The sequence below is a fragment of the Myroides sp. LJL115 genome (genome assembly GCF_054871665.1).
This window is the reverse complement of record NZ_JBTXLS010000007.1, coordinates 71,130-89,611: the sequence shown is the minus strand read 5'-3', so window position 1 is coordinate 89,611 and position 18,482 is coordinate 71,130. Positions and strand designations below refer to the sequence as shown.

General features: G+C 31.2%; 17 protein-coding genes. 9 read left to right on the top strand and 8 right to left on the bottom strand.

All coding sequences use genetic code 11. The annotated features are described in order from the left end of the window. Positions 1–156: 156 nt before the first annotated feature. Both asnA and hflX read right to left on the bottom strand, forming a co-directional pair. Positions 157–1,161, bottom strand: coding sequence for an aspartate--ammonia ligase (asnA, locus tag ACYSNX_RS03280; RefSeq protein WP_461753261.1), 1,005 nt, complete (start codon positions 1,159–1,161; stop codon positions 157–159). 491 nt (positions 1,162–1,652) lie between these two features. Beyond that, positions 1,653–2,894: a GTPase HflX gene (gene hflX, locus ACYSNX_RS03275; RefSeq protein ID WP_461753260.1), complete on the bottom strand. Its 1,242-nt coding sequence runs from the start codon at positions 2,892–2,894 to the stop codon at positions 1,653–1,655. A gap of 213 nt (positions 2,895–3,107) precedes the next feature. On the opposite strand from hflX, the gene ACYSNX_RS03270 reads away from it, so the two are divergent. Continuing rightward, complete coding sequence (locus ACYSNX_RS03270; RefSeq protein WP_461753259.1) at positions 3,108–4,409, top strand: hypothetical protein; 1,302 nt, start codon at positions 3,108–3,110, stop codon at positions 4,407–4,409. Between the two features lie 208 nt (positions 4,410–4,617). Here ACYSNX_RS03270 and ACYSNX_RS03265 read toward each other — a convergent pair whose 3' ends face one another. From ACYSNX_RS03265 to trpS, 4 genes are all read right to left on the bottom strand, one after another. Next, positions 4,618–5,412, bottom strand: coding sequence for a S1/P1 nuclease (locus ACYSNX_RS03265; protein ID WP_461753258.1), 795 nt, complete (start codon positions 5,410–5,412; stop codon positions 4,618–4,620). 7 nt (positions 5,413–5,419) lie between these two features. Continuing rightward, positions 5,420–5,935, bottom strand: coding sequence for an acyl-CoA thioesterase (locus ACYSNX_RS03260; protein ID WP_461753257.1), 516 nt, complete (start codon positions 5,933–5,935; stop codon positions 5,420–5,422). A gap of 74 nt (positions 5,936–6,009) precedes the next feature. Next, positions 6,010–6,933 carry an HU domain-containing protein gene (locus tag ACYSNX_RS03255; RefSeq protein WP_461753256.1) on the bottom strand — a complete coding sequence of 308 codons (924 nt, stop codon included), beginning with the start codon at positions 6,931–6,933 and terminating at the stop codon, positions 6,010–6,012. Between the two features lie 292 nt (positions 6,934–7,225). Further along, positions 7,226–8,212, bottom strand: a complete 987-nt coding sequence (gene trpS / locus ACYSNX_RS03250; RefSeq protein ID WP_461753255.1) for a tryptophan--tRNA ligase — start codon at positions 8,210–8,212, stop codon at positions 7,226–7,228. A 137-nt stretch (positions 8,213–8,349) separates the two neighbouring features. On the opposite strand from trpS, the gene ACYSNX_RS03245 reads away from it, so the two are divergent. Then, positions 8,350–9,117 carry a lysophospholipid acyltransferase family protein gene (locus ACYSNX_RS03245; RefSeq protein WP_461753254.1) on the top strand — a complete coding sequence of 256 codons (768 nt, stop codon included), beginning with the start codon at positions 8,350–8,352 and terminating at the stop codon, positions 9,115–9,117. Positions 9,118–9,180: 63 nt separating this feature from the next. Here ACYSNX_RS03245 and recA read toward each other — a convergent pair whose 3' ends face one another. Next, positions 9,181–10,188, bottom strand: a complete 1,008-nt coding sequence (gene recA / locus ACYSNX_RS03240) for a recombinase RecA (RefSeq protein ID WP_461753253.1) — start codon at positions 10,186–10,188, stop codon at positions 9,181–9,183. Positions 10,189–10,559: 371 nt separating this feature from the next. Between recA and trhO the strand changes: the two genes are divergently transcribed. The 7 genes from trhO (at position 10,560) to ACYSNX_RS03205 (ending at position 17,688) form a co-directional block, all read left to right on the top strand. Next, positions 10,560–11,918, top strand: coding sequence for an oxygen-dependent tRNA uridine(34) hydroxylase TrhO (trhO, locus tag ACYSNX_RS03235; RefSeq protein WP_461753252.1), 1,359 nt, complete (start codon positions 10,560–10,562; stop codon positions 11,916–11,918). 14 nt (positions 11,919–11,932) lie between these two features. After that, positions 11,933–12,292: an arsenate reductase family protein gene (locus ACYSNX_RS03230; protein WP_461753251.1), complete on the top strand. Its 360-nt coding sequence runs from the start codon at positions 11,933–11,935 to the stop codon at positions 12,290–12,292. A gap of 687 nt (positions 12,293–12,979) precedes the next feature. After that, positions 12,980–13,828 (top strand): YicC/YloC family endoribonuclease, encoded by an 849-nt coding sequence (locus tag ACYSNX_RS03225; RefSeq protein WP_461753262.1) that lies wholly within the window; start codon positions 12,980–12,982, stop codon positions 13,826–13,828. 33 nt (positions 13,829–13,861) lie between these two features. After that, positions 13,862–14,434 (top strand): guanylate kinase, encoded by a 573-nt coding sequence (gmk, locus tag ACYSNX_RS03220; RefSeq protein ID WP_461753250.1) that lies wholly within the window; start codon positions 13,862–13,864, stop codon positions 14,432–14,434. Between the two features lie 7 nt (positions 14,435–14,441). Beyond that, positions 14,442–15,029, top strand: coding sequence for a nicotinate (nicotinamide) nucleotide adenylyltransferase (nadD, locus tag ACYSNX_RS03215; protein WP_461753249.1), 588 nt, complete (start codon positions 14,442–14,444; stop codon positions 15,027–15,029). 482 nt (positions 15,030–15,511) lie between these two features. After that, positions 15,512–16,507: an NAD(P)H-dependent glycerol-3-phosphate dehydrogenase gene (locus tag ACYSNX_RS03210; RefSeq protein ID WP_461753248.1), complete on the top strand. Its 996-nt coding sequence runs from the start codon at positions 15,512–15,514 to the stop codon at positions 16,505–16,507. A gap of 197 nt (positions 16,508–16,704) precedes the next feature. Further along, on the top strand, positions 16,705–17,688 hold the full coding sequence (locus ACYSNX_RS03205) for a TerC/Alx family metal homeostasis membrane protein (RefSeq protein WP_461753247.1): 984 nt from the start codon (positions 16,705–16,707) through the stop codon (positions 17,686–17,688). A gap of 215 nt (positions 17,689–17,903) precedes the next feature. On the opposite strand, the gene ACYSNX_RS03200 is transcribed toward ACYSNX_RS03205, so the two are convergent. After that, on the bottom strand, positions 17,904–18,311 hold the full coding sequence (locus ACYSNX_RS03200; RefSeq protein WP_461753246.1) for a hypothetical protein: 408 nt from the start codon (positions 18,309–18,311) through the stop codon (positions 17,904–17,906). Positions 18,312–18,482: the final 171 nt, after the last annotated feature.

Here is an 18,482-nt window from a genome sequence, read left to right as displayed (position 1 = left end):
AGATAACCCGGTAATATTTAAAAACAGGTAAATATAAACAGAAAGAGGTAAACCATTAAAAGTAATCACTTTTAATAGTTCACCTCTTTGTTTTAAGTCTCCATTTTAAAAAGGGACTTTTTCAGTGTCCTCAATTTAGAACCCTTTTTTTATTATCTATAATAGATGAATGCCATTTGCTTTCGCTTCTTCTTTAATATGTTCTGGCCAAATACTTGCTTGTACTTCTCCAATATGTTGTTTCTTTAATAAGAACATGCAAATTCTAGATTGTCCTAATCCTCCACCAATTGATAATGGCAATTTGTCTTCTAATAATAGATTATGATAAAAAAGGCCAGCACGTTCTTGTAATCCTCCTAATTCTAATTGGTGTAATAAAGCTTTTTTGTCTACTCGTATTCCCATTGAAGATAGTTCTAATGACTTTCCATGAACATGATCCCAAACCAATAAGTCTCCGTTTAAACCTACATAGCCATTTTCTGTTGGAGTTGTCCAGTCATCATAATCTGCAGAGCGTTTATCATGTGGTTGTCCATCTGATAGTTTATTTCCAATTCCAATGATAAATACAGCCCCAAATTTTTTAGCAACTGCATGTTCTCTATCTTTAGGACTTAAATCTGGGAACATCTTAAGAACCTCTTCTGCTTGAATGAAAGTAAGTTTCTTTGGTAAGACTGGTTCAATTTGGAATTCTTCAAATACGCGTTGTTCTGTAAAAAGCAAAGAGTCATATATACGACTTACAACATCATGAAGATAAGAAAGGTTTCTATCTGATGAATTAATTTTTAGTTCCCAATCCCATTGATCTACGTAAATGGAGTGTATTGGACTTGTTTCTTCATCAGGTCTTAATGCTTTCATATCAGTTAAAATACCCTCATGAGCATCTAAATTTAACTCTTGAAGTCTGATGCGCTTCCACTTGGCTAGGGAATGTACAACAACAGCTCTATTATCATCTAAAAACTTAACTGGAAAAGATACTGCTCGTTCTAAGCCACTTAAATCGTCATTAATACCTGTACCTTCTCTTACAATCATTGGAGATGAAATAGGGTATAGGTTCAAAGCATCACATAACTTTGCTGAAAAGCTTTGTTTTACTAATGAAATTGATTTTTCTGTTTTTAAGACTTCTTTTTTACTCATGGTAATTAATTGTATTTTAAATTTTTGTTGTGTTTGTTGTAAACAAAAAAAGCTCCTCATATTGAGGAGCTTTTAAACGGATAATGAAATAATATATAATTAACTTAAATCATAAACAATATAAAGCTCCTTCGAATCGAATACACAATTCAAATTATTATTATTATTAGAGTTATTATTGTTTAATGATTGATACATATAATCTTTTTATGATGTGGGTAAAAGTAATAAATTTTTTAGTACAACCCTTTAAAAAAATGATTTTTATTTCTTTTTCCCTCTTTAAGAAGGGAATTTTATGCTTAATTTTTAATTAAAAAATTCATTAGGAGATCAAAATAGTTAATAAGTAATTGATGTAGTATTAGTTATGATTATATTTCATTTTTACGGTAATTTCATAACTACACATCAACTATCTATCTATATTTTTGATCTGTTTTTAAGCTATTTGTTCTTTTAGTACGATCTAAAGAAGGTAGCTTAACTATTTATTCTTCCTCTGATTCCTCTTCTGGTTCTAGTAGATGGTCATAATCTGGATAAAGGAAATTGTTATATGGGAATCTGGTAATATGAAGTTCTCTTACTGTTTCATATACTTTTCTTTTAAATTCCTCGAAATTTTCCTTTTCCGTAGCAGAGATAAATACAGTATTATTTGGACCTAGTTTATTCATCCACGTTTTTTTCCAATCTTCAATAGAATTATGTCTATTTGTTCTCTCTGTTACAAGATCATCTTCTTCTATATGTTCTGCTTGGTAAGCATCAATTTTATTAAAGACCATTAAAGTTGGCTTGTCCAAACTTTGAATATCTTTTAAGATCTGGTTTACTGACTCAATATGATTTTCAAAATCATGGTGAGAGATATCAACTACATGTATTAGTAAATCTGCTTCTCTAACTTCGTCTAGTGTACTTTTAAAAGATTCTACTAGTTGAGTAGGTAATTTACGAATAAATCCAACTGTGTCCGATAATAGGAAAGGTAGATTACCAATTACTATTTTTCGTACGGTGGTGTCTAAAGTGGCAAAAAGTTTATTCTCTACAAACACTTCACTTTTACCTAAAGCATTCATTAAAGTCGATTTTCCTACGTTGGTATAACCTACTAGGGCTACTCTAATCATAGAACCTCTGTTTCCTCTTTGAGAAGCCATCTGCTTGTCGATTACTTTTAGTTTTTCTCTCAACAAAGTAATTCTATCTCTAACTATCCTTCTATCTGTTTCAATTTCTGTTTCCCCAGGACCTCTCATTCCAATACCTCCTCGTTGGCGCTCTAAGTGCGTCCACATTCCGGATAATCTCGGAAGTAAGTATTGGAATTGGGCTAGTTCTACTTGAGTACGAGCATATGAAGTTTGTGCTCTTTGAGCAAAAATATCTAAAATAAGATTGGTTCTATCCAGTACTTTGCAGTCTAGAATTTTCGATATGTTTTTCTGTTGTGCAGGAGTAAGCTCATCATCAAAAATTACAGTATGAATATTATTTTCTACTATATAATTATGGATTTCTTCAATCTTTCCAGTCCCTACAAAAGTTTTTGGATTAGGTTTATCCATTTTTTGTGAAAACCTTTTGAAAACTTGACCTCCAGCTGTATAAGTTAGAAACTCCAACTCATCTAAGTACTCCTTTAGTTTTGATTCGTCTTGGTCTTGTGTAATGATTCCAACTATAATGGAACGTTCAAAATTCGTTTCTTCTCTTTCAATCATAGAACTATGTATATATTACAAAATTAGTAAAAAAGTCAGACTTTTTATCTAAGTTATGAAAATACTATTTAATTATGGCTTTTTAAGCTTTTTTAATAGATGACCAAGATTATTTAAGAATTGTTTATAATATTTTGAATAGTTTTTACTTAACTTGCTGATATTGTGGTATGTTTATTGCTAGTGTTATAGGTGTAATTAAAAAGAATAAAAATGAAGAAATATATAGTATGGTTGTTTTTGTTTTTGGGACTCCTTCCGGGGATTGCTCAGAATACAACAGTGACTGCAAATAGTTTTGATGTAAGTGATAACTTAGACTTACAAGCTGTAGCATCTATTTTTGGTGATTCTAAAAGTTTGGAGGATTTTGAATTTCGTTTAAATGACCCAAATGCACGGATTTCTAATTTAGACTTAAACGATGATGGTTATGTAGATTATTTGCGTGTTGTTGAGTTAGTAGACTCCAATACTCACTTAGTTGTTGTACAAGCCGTTCTTGGTGCAGATATGTATCAGGATGTAGCTACTATTGAAGTTGAAAAGACAAAGAAAAGAGGAGAGATAAATATTCAAGTGGTAGGAAATTCCTTTTTATATGGGCCAAATTATATTTATGAACCTGTTTATGTAAGTACTCCTCCTATGTTTTCTTTGTGGTGGTCTAACTCTTATGTTCCATATTCATCTTCTTGGTATTGGGGATATTATCCAAGCTATTTTTATAGTTATAATCCCTTTGCTACAAATATTTATATAGGGCATATACACAACCAAATAAATTTTAATAATAATTATTTCTATCACCCATATAGATATAGTTCAAGAGCGCAACGCCTATATTATAGGAATCGTCATGATTATTATGAGCGTTTATATCCTAATAGAGATTTTAGAAACAGGTACAAAGATTATAATTACGTAAATAGATATGATAGAAATAATGGTAAGTTTTCCAATGGAATTACTTACGACCGAGGTTCTCCTAATTCTAGTTTTTCCAATAGTAGTTATAACCGCCCTTCAAGTAATAAATATACTAATGCGAGTAGTTCGAGTGGAACTTATATGCCAAGAAAAAACACAAATGATGTAAGTCGCCCAAGTAGCTCAAATAGTAGTTATAGCCGTCCAAGTAGCTCAAATAGTAGTTACAACCGCCCAAGCAGCTCAAATAGTAGTTACAACCGCCCAAGTAGCTCTAATAGTAGTTATAACCGCCCAAGCAGCTCAAATAGTAGTTACAACCGTCCAAGTAACTCTAATAGTAGTTACAACCGTCCAAGTAGCTCTAATAGTAGCTATAGCCGTCCAAGTAGCTCAAATAGTAGTTATAGCCGCCCAAGTAGCTCTAATAGTAGTTATAGCCGCCCAAGTAGCTCAAATAGTAGTTATAGCCGCCCAAGTAGCTCAAATAGTAGTTATAATCGTTCAAGTAGCTCTAATAGTAGCTATAATCGTTCAAGTAGCTCAAGTAGTAGCTCTTCTTCTTCGAGTGGATATTCTAGATAATAAAAGAATAGTATAAGATATATAAAACGAAGGGGTTGTCTCACAATTGAAGACAGCCCCTTTTTTACTTAATAAATATCGTGCTTTACTTAGTATAATTTAATTATTTAATCTGAAATATAAATTATACCTAATAATTTACTCCTGAATGACAGCTAGGTAACCTTTATGAGATAGCCCCTTCGTTTAAGGTATATTCTATTGAATACTATTTAAAAATATCATTTAAGATTTCAGATAATCTTATTCCTCCTTTTAGTAAAGAATCTTCTACAGTATCTTTATAATCATAATGATAACCAAAACTTAAAGAACTAGTATTATCTAAATCAACACTATTATATAATTGCTCTGCCATAGTGTAAGATTCATAAATCCAATCGTCTAATTCTCCTTTTGCAATTTCTTTATTGTATTTCTTCCCATGTACATCTAAAACAGTAGCATATTCTGTGTAGCTGTATTTATCAAAGTCTACGAGTGCTGCATCCCATAAGCTATGCAGATTTGTAGGTTTTCTAAACCACTCTACTTTTATTTTATTTCCACCAAGATCCTCTGGTCTTCCAACGTGCATTGGTTGGTGTAAGTCACCTATAATATGAATTAAGAAATAAAGCTTTTCTTGCTTTTGCTCTTTTGTAAGGGTTTTGTCTTTTAATTCTTCAATTAAAACTAAAGATCTTTTATAAGCATTTGCATCTGTAGATTCTTGTAGCTTTTGGTCGAATGCTGCTCTGTCCAATCCGCTTGGCATATTGACATAATGCCAGCTATCTGCAAATTTAAAACTAGGATCTGATTTTACAAAATCAGGCCAGTTTGACCAATATGCAAGTTGTTGGTTGCCAATGATTTCCTTTAATTGTTTTTTTGCTTTTTTACTTAAATTTCTTTCTGCAATTTCAGCAATTACACGGTGACCTGTTGTACCCCAAGCAAAAACTTGGCTAGATTGTAAAAGAAATAATGAGGCTATTACAAGATATAAGACTTTCTTCATTTTAATATTATTGTTCGTTAAATAATGCTTTTAATTCAGTTGCTTCAGAAGGTAGCATTTTACCGGCAATCACTAAACTTAATTGCTTGCGTCTTAATGCTCCTAAGAATCTTTCTTTTTCTAATTTAGACTCTGGAATAATTTCAGGAACTACAACAGGGTGTCCTGTATCATCTACAGCTACGAATGTATAAATTGCTTCATTAGCTTTGATTTTATTACCTGACTCTCTATCCTCAATCCAAACGTCTAAATAAACTTCCATAGAAGTTTTGAATGCACGAGATATTTTTGCTTCCACACTAACAACGCTTCCTAAAGGAATTGGGCGATTAAATGCAACGTGATTTACAGAAGCTGTTACACATACTCGACGAGAATGACGTCTAGCTGCAATACCAGCTGCGCGATCCATGCGCGCTAATAATTCACCACCAAACATGTTATTTAAAGGATTAGTTTCACCTGGTAAAACTAAGTCGGTCATTAGGGTTGCCGATTCAGATACTAATTTAGCTTCCATCTTTTTTTTTACAAATATAAAGACATTAAATAAAAAATCCCTTAACTTTTGGTTAAGGGACTAATGTTTAACTTTTATTGTAGTAAAATCCAAGCATCTTTATTGAGGTTGCGATGAATTTTTCTTAATTCTTTCTGCGCAATGTCTTTATTTTCGTAGCCTCCATAAGAAACAGGAAACATACCGAATTTATTTTTATCTAAGACAATGGCATCTGTGTATCCACTCTTTTTTAACTTTTCAGCTTCTGATTTAGCTCCATCGAGGTTTCTAAATGCGCTTGCAACTATATAATATGGCGTTGGAATCGTTTTATCTTTCTTTTCTATAACAGGAATCGAAATTGTATTTAGATTTGGTTCAATAAAAAAAGTTGCTTGCTGTATTTTGGTCTCTAATTGGTTTTGTACACTTTTCTGAACCCTTAATAGTTGATGTTCTTTGTAAGAATCAACTGCGTTGGGAATAATAAAACTACTTACACCTATCAAAATTGCTACGCTAGCTGCATAAGGTATAAATCGGATAAGAGCTCTTTTGGAGTTAGTACTTTTAACAGTGGTAATAATAGGAGTATCTCTAACTAGGATAGGAGCTTCTACAGCACTAAGACCAAATGAGGTTTTAATAAAGGTACTGCTTCCACAAGGATAGAAAACAATATTATTTTCTTCCATTTTGTGAAATTCACCTATCTGCGGTAGAAAAACTTTATTAGTTTTTTCTAAAGAATCTTTCCATACTTGCACTTGCTTTTTAATGGCTACTAAAGCATCATTATAAGAAATGTTCTCCATTGCAGCAACGTGCTGAGCTAAAAGCCCATCATTGTAGATGAGATTGATATTGAAAGACAATCTTTTATGTGGAGGATAAAAAGCATTGGCTTTTTCATCATAATATGCGGAGTGATTTTCACTTAAAAATGCTCCAAAGCTTGGCACAATCACACATTGATAACGAAACATTAAGGCCGATATGTATTTTTCAATCTTCATAGTTACAAAATTACGCTAAATCATCTCACTTTACAAATGTTTGATCTATACTGCTCATTATTATTTAATTATGAATGCAAATCAAAACTAAAATACAAATTGTAAATGTAATACGCAATGTGAATTTTATAAAAATAAAGGTTTTATAGCCTTGGTTGGAGTAAACAACAACATAGATAAATTAGGTAAGGTTGGGAGTAATCTTAGTTTAGTAGGCTGTTATTAGTAAATGTAAAATGAAAAACCCTTGAATTTTTCAATCCAAGGGTAAATATATTGATGTAATTATAGATTACATTCTAAAGCTTGGACCATAACCTAGCTTTTCTCTTACCTTATTAAGGGTTTCATTCGCAACTACAGAAGCTTTTTTAGCACCTTCAAATAAAAGTCTATCTACTTCTTCTAAGTTATTGATATAGTAATCATATTTAGTTCTAATTTCAGAAAACTGTTCTACGATTAGTTCATACAGAGCTTGTTTTGCATGACCGTAGCCATAGTTACCTCCTTGGTAATTTGCTCTCATTTGTTCTATTTGCTCTGGAGTAGCTAATAGCTTATAAATTGTAAAAACATTACAATTTTCAGGATCTTTAGGCTCTTCTAAAGGTGTACTATCTGTTTCTATGGACATAACTTGCTTGCGCAAAGCTTTATCACTTTGAAATATATTTATAGTATTATTTCTAGATTTACTCATCTTATTACCATCCGTACCAGGTACAATCATTACCTGCTCTGAAATTTTAGCCTCTGGTAAAACAAAGGTTTCTCCCATTTGGTTATTAAAACGTGAAGCAACATCTCTTGTAATTTCTAAATGTTGTAATTGATCTTTTCCAACTGGAACAAATTCTGCATTGTATAATAATATGTCAGCAGCCATCAACATAGGATAATAAAACAATCCAGCATTAACATCTTGTAACACGGATGACTTATCTTTAAAAGAGTGAGCAAGAGTTAATCTTTGGTATGGGAAGAAACAACTCAGGTACCACGTCAATTCTGTAGTTTGTGCAACATCACTTTGTCTATAAAAAGTAACATGGTTTATATCTAATCCACAAGCTAGCCAGGTTGCAGCAACACTATAGGTGTTTTCTTGTAATGTTTTTGCATCTTTAATCTGAGTGGCAGAGTGTAGGTTGGCAATAAAAAGAAAAGAAGTATTCTCTTTGTTATTGGCCATTTCCACTGCAGGAAGAATTGCCCCTAAAAGATTACCTAAGTGTGGAGTCCCCGTACTTTGTACTCCGGTTAGAATTTTAGCCATTGTATTTATAGTTATTATGATAAAATACAAAGATAATTTATTTGTACTAGATAACGAGGTGTTTTTAAAAGGATAATTATTCGATAATTAAGTGAAATGTTTAAATTTACTCTTTAACATGAGATAATTTAATTTTGATGAAAGTAATACAGGTATTTTTTAATTCTCTTTGGCGAATTTGGTTTTACTTATGGATGGTTATTGTAATCCTTCTTCTAAGTCCTTTTTTACTAGTAGTTATTTGGAGTGATAAGCAATACCCATATTTCTATAAAATAGCTAGATTATGGGCTATTTTGACCTTTTATGGGATTGGTATGCGCTATGTTGTATTAGAAAAACCCACTTTGGACAAGAAGCAAAGCTATATGTTTATTGCCAATCACACTTCTATGTTAGATATAATGATCATGCTCATTGTTATTAAAGACAATCCTTTTGTATTTGTAGGAAAGCAAGAATTAGCGTCTATTCCAGTATTTGGATTCTTTTATAAGAAAACTAGTATTTTGGTAGATCGAGCAGATTCTAAAAGTAGGTTAGGAGTATATAATAGTGCACAAAAGCGAATTGATAATGGTTTGAGTATTTGTATTTTTCCTGAAGGTGGAGTACCTGATGATCGTACTATTATCTTAGATAGATTTAAAGATGGCGCTTTTAGATTAGCCATTAATCATAAAATCCCTATTGTTCCTATATCTTTTGGAAAATTAAAATTTCACTTTCCGTTTGTTTGGGGGGTGGGATACCCAGGTAAGATACCAGTAATAATTCATGAACCAATAAATACACAGAGTGCAAGTAGTGACAAAAAAAGCAAGATTAAAGAGCAAGCTTATATCACTATATTAAAGCCTGTTCAGAAATGGGAAGAAGAAGTATTGCTTTCCAAATCCGTTTAATGTAAAAATAAAAAAATCCCTGAAATTAAACTTTCAGGGATTTTTTTATGGAGTTATTATCTATTAAAGATTTTCATTTTCTTTAAGTAACTCCTTTATTTTGATTTCTAATTCTTCCATTAATTCTGGATTATCTTTAATTAGAGACTTCACAGCATCTCTTCCTTGACCTAATTTTGTATCTCCATAGCTAAACCAAGATCCTGCTTTTTTAACGATATCATACTCAACAGCTAAATCAAGTATCTCTCCAACTTTAGAAACACCTTCTCCGTACATAATATCAAACTCTGCAGTTCTAAAAGGAGGTGCAACTTTGTTTTTAACTACTTTAACTTTAGTTCTATTACCAATGATGTTTTCACCGTCTTTAATTTGAGTAGAACGTCTAATATCTAGACGAACAGAAGCGTAGAATTTTAACGCATTTCCACCTGTAGTTGTTTCAGGGTTACCGAACATTACACCAATTTTTTCACGTAATTGGTTAATGAAAAATACTGTACAGTTAGTTTTACTAATTGTTGAGGTTAATTTTCTTAATGCTTGAGACATTAATCTAGCATGAAGACCCATTTTTGAGTCACCCATTTCTCCTTCAATTTCACTCTTTGGTGTTAGAGCTGCAACTGAATCCACTACCACTAAATCAATAGCTCCTGAACGAATTAAGTTTTCTGTAATCTCTAATGCTTGTTCACCATTGTCTGGTTGAGATATGATTAAGTTATCGATATCAACACCTAATTTTTGTGCATAAAAACGGTCAAAAGCATGCTCAGCATCTATAAATGCAGCAATACCTCCGTTTTTCTGTGCCTCTGCAATAGCATGTAGAGTTAAAGTAGTCTTACCAGAAGACTCAGGTCCGTAGATTTCTATAATTCTTCCTTTTGGATATCCACCTACTCCTAAAGCTAAGTCAATACCTAGAGAGCCAGAAGGAATTACTTCAATTTCTTCTACTGCGGTATCTCCAAGTTTCATCACTGTTCCTTTACCGTAAGTTTTATCTAATTTGTCAAGCGTTAACTGTAATGCTTTTAATTTTGCTTCTTTATCTGCACTCATTTTATTGAAAAAATAGGTTCTTAATGAGGTAAAAGTAATACAATTTATTCAGCTTTCCATCTTTGAACGATTAATTGCTACAAAATTTAGCAATTTTAATAAGACTTTTGCTAAAGAAATATAAAAGTCTGTTTATTATGGTTTTGATAGAATGTTGAGGTTAATTTTTTGTTCTGTTTTAGTACCTTATAATGTTTAATATTTGCACTTTAGATGGTTTGGAAGCGAAAATTAATTTCATTTTTAATGACTTCTTTTAGATTTTTTAAATGATATATATCAGTTAATTTTAGTAGAAAAACTATATCTTTGCACCTTGAAATTCTTCCATATTAGAATTTTACCATATTAATGATTTAAATGTTTATAGCATGCAACTGTATAACACCCTAAGCGCAGAAGAAAGAGCTCTTTTAATTGAACAAACAGGAGAGAAGCGTCTTACACTTTCTTTTTATGCGTACGCAAAAATTCAAGACCCACAGCAATTTAGAGATGACTTATTTTTGGCTTGGAACCAACTAGATGCTTTAGGCCGTACCTATGTAGCTCATGAAGGAATTAACGCACAAATGTCTGTACCTGCTTCCAATTTTGAAGCATTCAGAGATACTTTAGAAAAGTATGACTTTATGAAAGGAATACGTCTAAATGTAGCTGTGGAGCAAGATGATCTTTCTTTTTTAAAGTTAACGGTAAAAGTTAGAAAGAAGATTGTAGCTGATGGATTAAATGATGATACGTTTGATGTTACTAATAAAGGTATTCATTTAAGAGCAAAGGAGTTTAATAAATTATTAGAAGATCCCAATACAGTAGTAGTTGATTTTAGAAATCACTATGAGAGTGAAGTAGGGCACTTCGTAGGAGCTATTACTCCCGATGTAGACACTTTCCGTGAGTCTTTACCTATTATTAAGGAACAATTAGAAGGTATTAAAGAAGAGAAAAATCTTTTGATGTATTGTACTGGAGGAATTCGTTGTGAGAAAGCATCTGCTTATTTTAAGCACCATGGTTTTAAAAATGTTTACCAACTAGAGGGAGGAATTATCGAATATACTCGTCAAATTAAAGAAGATGGATTGGAGAGTAAATTTATTGGTAAGAACTTTGTATTTGATCATCGCTTAGGTGAAAGAATTACAGATGACGTTATTGCTAATTGTCACCAATGTGGTTCACCTTGTGATACTCACGTGAATTGTGCGAATGAAGCTTGTCATTTATTGTTCATTCAATGTGATAATTGTGCTGAAACAATGCATGGTTGTTGTTCTAATGATTGTTTAGAAACAATACAACTGCCACTAGAGGAACAAAAAAGACTGCGTCAAGGTGTCCAAAAAGGGAATTTAGTATTTAAAAAAGGACGTTCAGAAGCTTTAAAATTTCAAAAAGAAAGAAATATTTTTGATGAGATAAAGGCAGTAAAGGTTAGTGCAGTTACTCAAATCAGAAAGAAAAAGAATATTAGAAAAGTTCTTGTAGGTAGTGTTCAACACTATTTTACAAAGGCAAGTATTGCTCAAATCGTTTTAGATAAAGATCTTAAAGTAGGTGATTCTATTAAGATTGAAGGGCCTACAACTGGTGAGGAAGATGTAGTTTTACAACAAATGTTTGTAAACGGAGTTGAAAAGCAGGAAGCTAAAGCAGGTGAGCGTATAACAATTCAAGTTGATTTTAGAGTAAGAAAGAACGATAAGGTTCTTTTAGTAATCGAGTAAATTATTCAAGTAAGATGAATCAAGTATATTATTTAAGTAGTTGTAGTACTTGTAAACGTATTATGGCAGAGATACCTCAATTGGATTCTTTTGAATTAAGAGAGATCAAGTCTAATCCTCTAACCTCAGAAGAACTAGAGCATTTATATAGCTTATCTAATAGCTACGAGGCTTTATTTAATAAGCGTGCTCAGTTATATAAAACACGTGAATTAAAAGATAAAAACTTACAGGAACAAGACTATAAAGATTTGTTGTTAGAACATTACACATTTTTAAGCCGTCCAGTGTTTGTTATCGACCAGCAAATATTCATTGGTAATAGTAAAAAGGTAATCGAACAAGTAAAAGATTATTTGTCAAGTAATATTTAAAAAAAAGAGTTGCAATTTATTTTGCAACTCTTTTTTTAATTTATTGTATTTTTTCTTAAAGGTGTACTAAATAGAATTTTTAAAGTGTAATTAACAATATGATTTGGTTTTTTATCGACAAAGTTTTAAATTAATGTAAAATGTATTATATTAGGTGTTTATTTACCTATTTATAAAGTATATATAGAAATAAATTTTTTTTTAGATGTGACCAAATGGGGGTTTGGTTGTCTAAAGAGAGTATACGAAAGGGAGAAATTGCTATGAAACCTTTTATTCACAATAAGTTTTTAGCTAAGATGATGTAAAAGATTACGGCTTTGATATCAAAATAGGGGAAAGATGTCGATAAAGAGTAACTCTATCTTTCTTTGCAGTTTTAAAGAGTATTAAACCTTTAAGACAATAAAGACTTATTATTGTTTTGGTTTACTTTCAACAGTTTCGTTGAAAAGAGATGAAAGTAAAAAAATGTAAAAAAGGGAAGTTTTTAGCTTCCCTTTTTCTATTTTTAAAAAATGAGTTGGGAATTTAAAAAGATGAATTTCTCTTGAAATATGTATTTAATATTGACCTAAAAAGGTAATAATCACATAAAAACGATAGTATTTTAAACTATTATTGATTTAGTATGTTGAGTTTTTAGTACCTTTGTAGCTATTATTTTTTTGGATTATGATACAATCAATGACCGGTTTTGGTAAAGCAAGTGTACAGCTGCCTACTAAAAAGATTACAGTAGAGGTAAAGTCTTTAAATAGTAAAAATTTAGACTTAAACGTTCGTTTACCTCAAAGTTATAGAGAGAAGGAATTGCCTCTGCGAAACATTATTGCCCAAACTTTAGAAAGAGGGAAAGTTGACTTTTCTTTATTTTGTGAAGTAACAGCAGAAGAAACTACAAGTAAAATTAATGGTCCGATTGTCTTGGCTTATATTAATCAAATGAAAGCTATTCTTGGACAAGCTGATGAAACTGAGTTGATGAAAATGGCTGTTCGTATGCCAGACGCACTAAAAGTAGAACGTCATGAGCTAGATGAGAATGAATGGCAACAAATTCAGGTTGTAATAGAGCAAGCCTTAGAAAATATTAAAGAATTTCGTTTTAGCGAAGGAGCTAGTTTAGAGAAGGACTTCGTAATTCGTATTAAGAATATCGAAAAATATATGCAGGAGATTATAGCTTTAGATGTAGAGCGTATAATTACTGTAAAAGAAAGATTACGTGCCAACTTAGTCGAATTACAATTGAATGTAGATGAAAATCGTTTTGAACAAGAGGTTATTTACTATCTCGAAAAAATGGATATTACAGAAGAAAAAGTACGTCTGCAAAAGCATTTGGATTATTTCTTAGAGACTATTCAAGGAGAACAAGCAAACGGTAGAAAGTTAGGCTTTATCGCTCAGGAGATGGGAAGAGAAATTAATACCATGGGATCTAAGAGCAATCATGCGGAAATGCAAAAGCTAGTGGTTATGATGAAAGATGAATTAGAAAAGATAAAGGAGCAGGTACTAAACGTTCTTTAAGTCTTACAAAATACAATACAACGAATTTAATTTATGAAACAAGGTAAACTGATTGTTTTTTCAGCCCCTTCGGGCTCTGGTAAAACTACCATTGTTAGACACTTATTAAGTAACGAAGATTTGAACTTAGAATTTTCAATATCTTGTACCTCTCGTGGACCTAGACCAGAAGAGGTAGACGGTAAAGACTACTATTTTTTATCTTTGGAAGATTTCAAAAAACACATTAAAGCAGAAGACTTTATAGAGTGGGAGGAAGTTTATAGAGATAACTTCTACGGTACACTAAAAAGTGAAATCGAAAGAATTTGGGCACAAGGAAAAAATGTTATTTTTGATATTGATGTTGCAGGTGGCTTGAGAATTAAGAAAAAATTCCCTGAACAAACTTTAGCAGTTTTTGTAAAACCTCCTAGTATAGATGAATTAAAAATTCGTTTAAAAAAGCGTTCTACAGAGAGCGAGGATAAAATTAATATGCGTATAGCAAAAGCTTCAGTAGAATTAGCTACTGCTCCTCAGTTTGATCTAATCATTAAAAACTATGATCTTGATACAGCTAAGCAAGAGGCTTACGAAATTGTAAAAAACTTTGTAAATAAGTAAGGAAGTTATGAAGGTTGGCTTATATTTTGGTACATTCAATCCAGTACATGTTGGACATTTGATAATTGCCAATCATATGGTGCAGTACACAGATTTAGATCAAGTTTGGATGGTAGTTACTCCACATAGTCCTTTGAAGAAGAAGAAAGGGCTATTAGAAGATTATCATCGTATTCATATGGTTAATTTAGCTTGTACCAGCTATGATCATATAAGAAGCTCTGATATTGAGTTTTCTCTTAAGCAACCTAATTATACAATAAACACCATGGCGCATTTACATGAGCGCTATCCAAAATATGAATTTTCTTTATTAATGGGAGAGGATAATTTAGACTCCTTGCATAAATGGAAGAACTATGATATACTTTTGCAACGTTATCAATTTTATATTTATCCACGTATATACCAAAGTAAGGATTTAGAAAACCCTTTACGTAAGCATCCTAATATACATTTTGTGGAAAATGCTCCAATTATGGAAATATCTTCTACTTTTATACGAAATTCGATAAAGGAAGGGAAAAATATACGTCCATTAGTAGATGAAGAAGTCTGGAAATATATAGATCATAATTTATTTTATAAAAAATAAATAGTAAGTAAAAGGGGAAATGCGAAAAGCATTTCCCCTTTTACTTTTAGGTATCCTTTTTCGCTATATTATTCTATTAATTGCAGAGAGCGGGGATCATTTAGTTTAAATGAGTGTTTAAACGCAAAAAAATATTTAACTAAAGTAAAATTATTTAAATAGATAAATCCATATCTTTATGTAAATATATTTATTTTAAGCTTTTGATATTGTGGAGATTGGTTGAAAAGCATATCGAATTCATAGTTTAAATAAAAAAAATAAAGTCTATAAACGAAGAAATACTTAAGCTATATTTTTATGAATTATTTCAATGTAATTTTTTAATTATTGTAAATATTAGTGTTAATATATTATTTATAACAAGTAATATGTTGTTTATTGTAAATAATTGCAGTTATTTTTAAGAAAAAAAACATAATAGTTATAATTGCTTGCAATAGGTTTTTTATTTACTTTTGAGCCAGATACAATCTAAAAATATGAATGATTACCCAAAATTTGCGGTTATAGGTGGTGGAAGTTGGGCAACCGCTATTGTGAAAATGCTTAGTGAAAACCTGAGTAATATTGCTTGGTATATACGTAGTGAAGCAGCAATTCAGGAGATTAAGGTAAATCACCATAATCCTAATTACTTAAGTTCGGTAGAGTTTGATGTTGATAAACTTTATTTGACAAATGATATTAATAAAGCCATTTCTTATGCTGATTATGTAGTTTTTGCTATCCCTTCTGCTTTTTTAAGTAAAGAGATGGAGAAAGTTCATGTTAGTTTATTGGATAAAGTGGTAGTTTCGGCAATTAAGGGTATTATTCCTGAGACAAGTTTAATTGTAGGAGAACATTTTCACCAAAAATATAATATACCATATGATAACATTGCAGTTATCACCGGACCTTGTCATGCAGAAGAAGTTGCTTTAGAACGCTTATCTTATTTGACAATTGCATGTAGAAGTGAGAAACATGGTAAGATAATTCAAGATTGTATAAGCAGTCATTATATCAAAGCAAAGTTAACGGATGATATCGTAGGAACGGAATATGCAGCAGTTTTAAAAAACATTTATGCTATTGCTTGTGGGATGGCCCATGGACTTGGCTATGGAGATAATTTTCAGGCCTTACTGATGAGTAACGCTATTCGAGAGATGAATAAAGTTATTAAGAAAGTATATAAAATGAAACGAAATATTAATAATTCTGCCTACTTGGGAGACTTATTAGTAACGGGGTATTCCTTATTTTCTCGAAATAGAATGTTTGGGAACATGATAGGTAAAGGGTATACAGTAAAAAGTGCTCAGATGGAAATGAATATGATTGCTGAGGGGTATTACGCTTCTAAGAGTGCTTATGAACTAACCCAGAAGGTAGGTGCTAAAACACCTATAATCAATGCTGTATATGACATTTTATACAATGGAAAAGATCCTAAAAAAACATTTAGAAAGCTGACAGAAAAATTAAATTAAATATTTTATTTTCTTCATCTTTTATGTTTTAAGAAAATACGCTACCTAATTATTTGTTTTACAGATAGTTAGGTTTTTTTGTAAAAAAACGACTAAGAAATTTACTGTTGTAACTTATTGTTAATCAACACAGTGAGATGTTTTGTCTTGGTGGGGTTTATTCTATTTAATTTTACAACCTGATAAAAAAATAAACAATGGATCATTTAATTAATCACCCAGGGTTATTGGGTTTTTTTGGTATTGTAATTCTAGTAATGTTATTATTGGATTTAGGAGTTTTTAATAAAAACAGTCATGTTGTATCAACTAAAGAGGCATTAGCTTGGTCTATTGTATGGATTGGTTTAGCTATGTGCTTTAGTGGTGTAATATATTATTATATGGACTTAGAGAACTTTGTACGTTTTCAAAGTGCTTATTGGATAGAGAAAGCCTTATCTGTAGATAACCTATTTGTATTTATTTTGGTTTTTACTTTCTTTAAAGTACCTAAGGTTTTACATCATAGAGTTTTGTTTTGGGGAATTATAGGGGCTTTATTTTTCAGGGCAATATTTATTTTTGCTGGAGTTGAGATAATCAACCATACCTATCTACCTGCAATAAGTATGTTTGGAAAATCAGTTGAGATAAATGTAGTGCTTACAATTTTCGGTATCTTCTTATTGGTCTCTGGAATCAAGTCTTGGTTTGCAAAAGAAGATCATGATCAGCAAAGTGATTTATCTTCTAACTTTGCGGTGAGAATGGTGCATAAATTTTTTAAAGTTAGTCCGGATTATGATGGTGAAAAGTTTTTTACTGCAAAAAATGGAGTAAAAATGGTGACACCGTTATTTGTTGCTTTAATCGTTATAGAATTTACAGACTTAATATTTGCTGTAGATAGTATACCTGCGATTTTCGCAATTGCTCCTGATGATCCATTTATATTATACACATCCAATATTTTCGCAATATTAGGTTTGCGTTCGCTTTATTTTTTATTGGCTAATTTCATGGATAAATTTAGTAAACTAAAGTATGGATTAGCAATTATTCTTTCTTTTATAGGGGTTAAGATGATTATTTCTCCATTTATTCATATTCCATCTATGGTTTCTCTGGTAGTAATAGGGGCTGTTTTAATTCTATCGGTAGTAGCTTCTTTTTTGACTGCACCTAAAAAACATGCATAGTCTATATTGGAATGTAGATGAGATTAAAATTAAAAAGCACCTTTATTAGGTGCTTTTTAATTTATAAATTATCGATTAGCTTTGTTTAATAGTAAGCTATAGGCACTCTAATGTCACTATTTTTAGTAAGAGGATATCAACACAAAAGGGCTGTAAAAAAAATCTTTTACAGCCCTTTTTTAAACTTTTATTGTAGTTTAATATACAAAGTTGGGTTATTTTGTAAGAACCCCTTTTTTATCGCTGAATTCTAATGTTTTGATATTATCATCAGAAATTGTGTTAGCTTTAAATACAAATGTCTTATCATATAATTTAGAATCTAAAAAATAAGTAAGCATAAAGTGATTATCAAGTGAAAAAACATTTTCATCTAATAATTCGATTTTCAAGGATTCTTTAGGCTGCAATACTGGAAATGCATGGCGAAATAAACTAGATTGACGTTGATGTCCATCTATTTCACCTTTTGCCTGAGATACAATTAAAATTGCTTCAAGGGGTAAATCCGAATTATTAAATAAGTAGGCATACCAAGCATCTGAAAGAAAATCTTCGTTGTATTCTTTTACAATTGCTATTTCTACGTTTTCTACTACAGGAATTTCAATATCTTTTTTCATAATGAACTTATTTAGAGCAAAGATAAAAATTTTAATAGGGATTTTATTGCTAATGTAAGTAAAGTTGCATATTTGGGATACTGCTCAGTTATATTTGCTTGTCTGGAATCTAGAACCTATTTTGTATGTTATTTTTGAAAAAACTATAAGTATATTTGTAGTCAGCTAGTT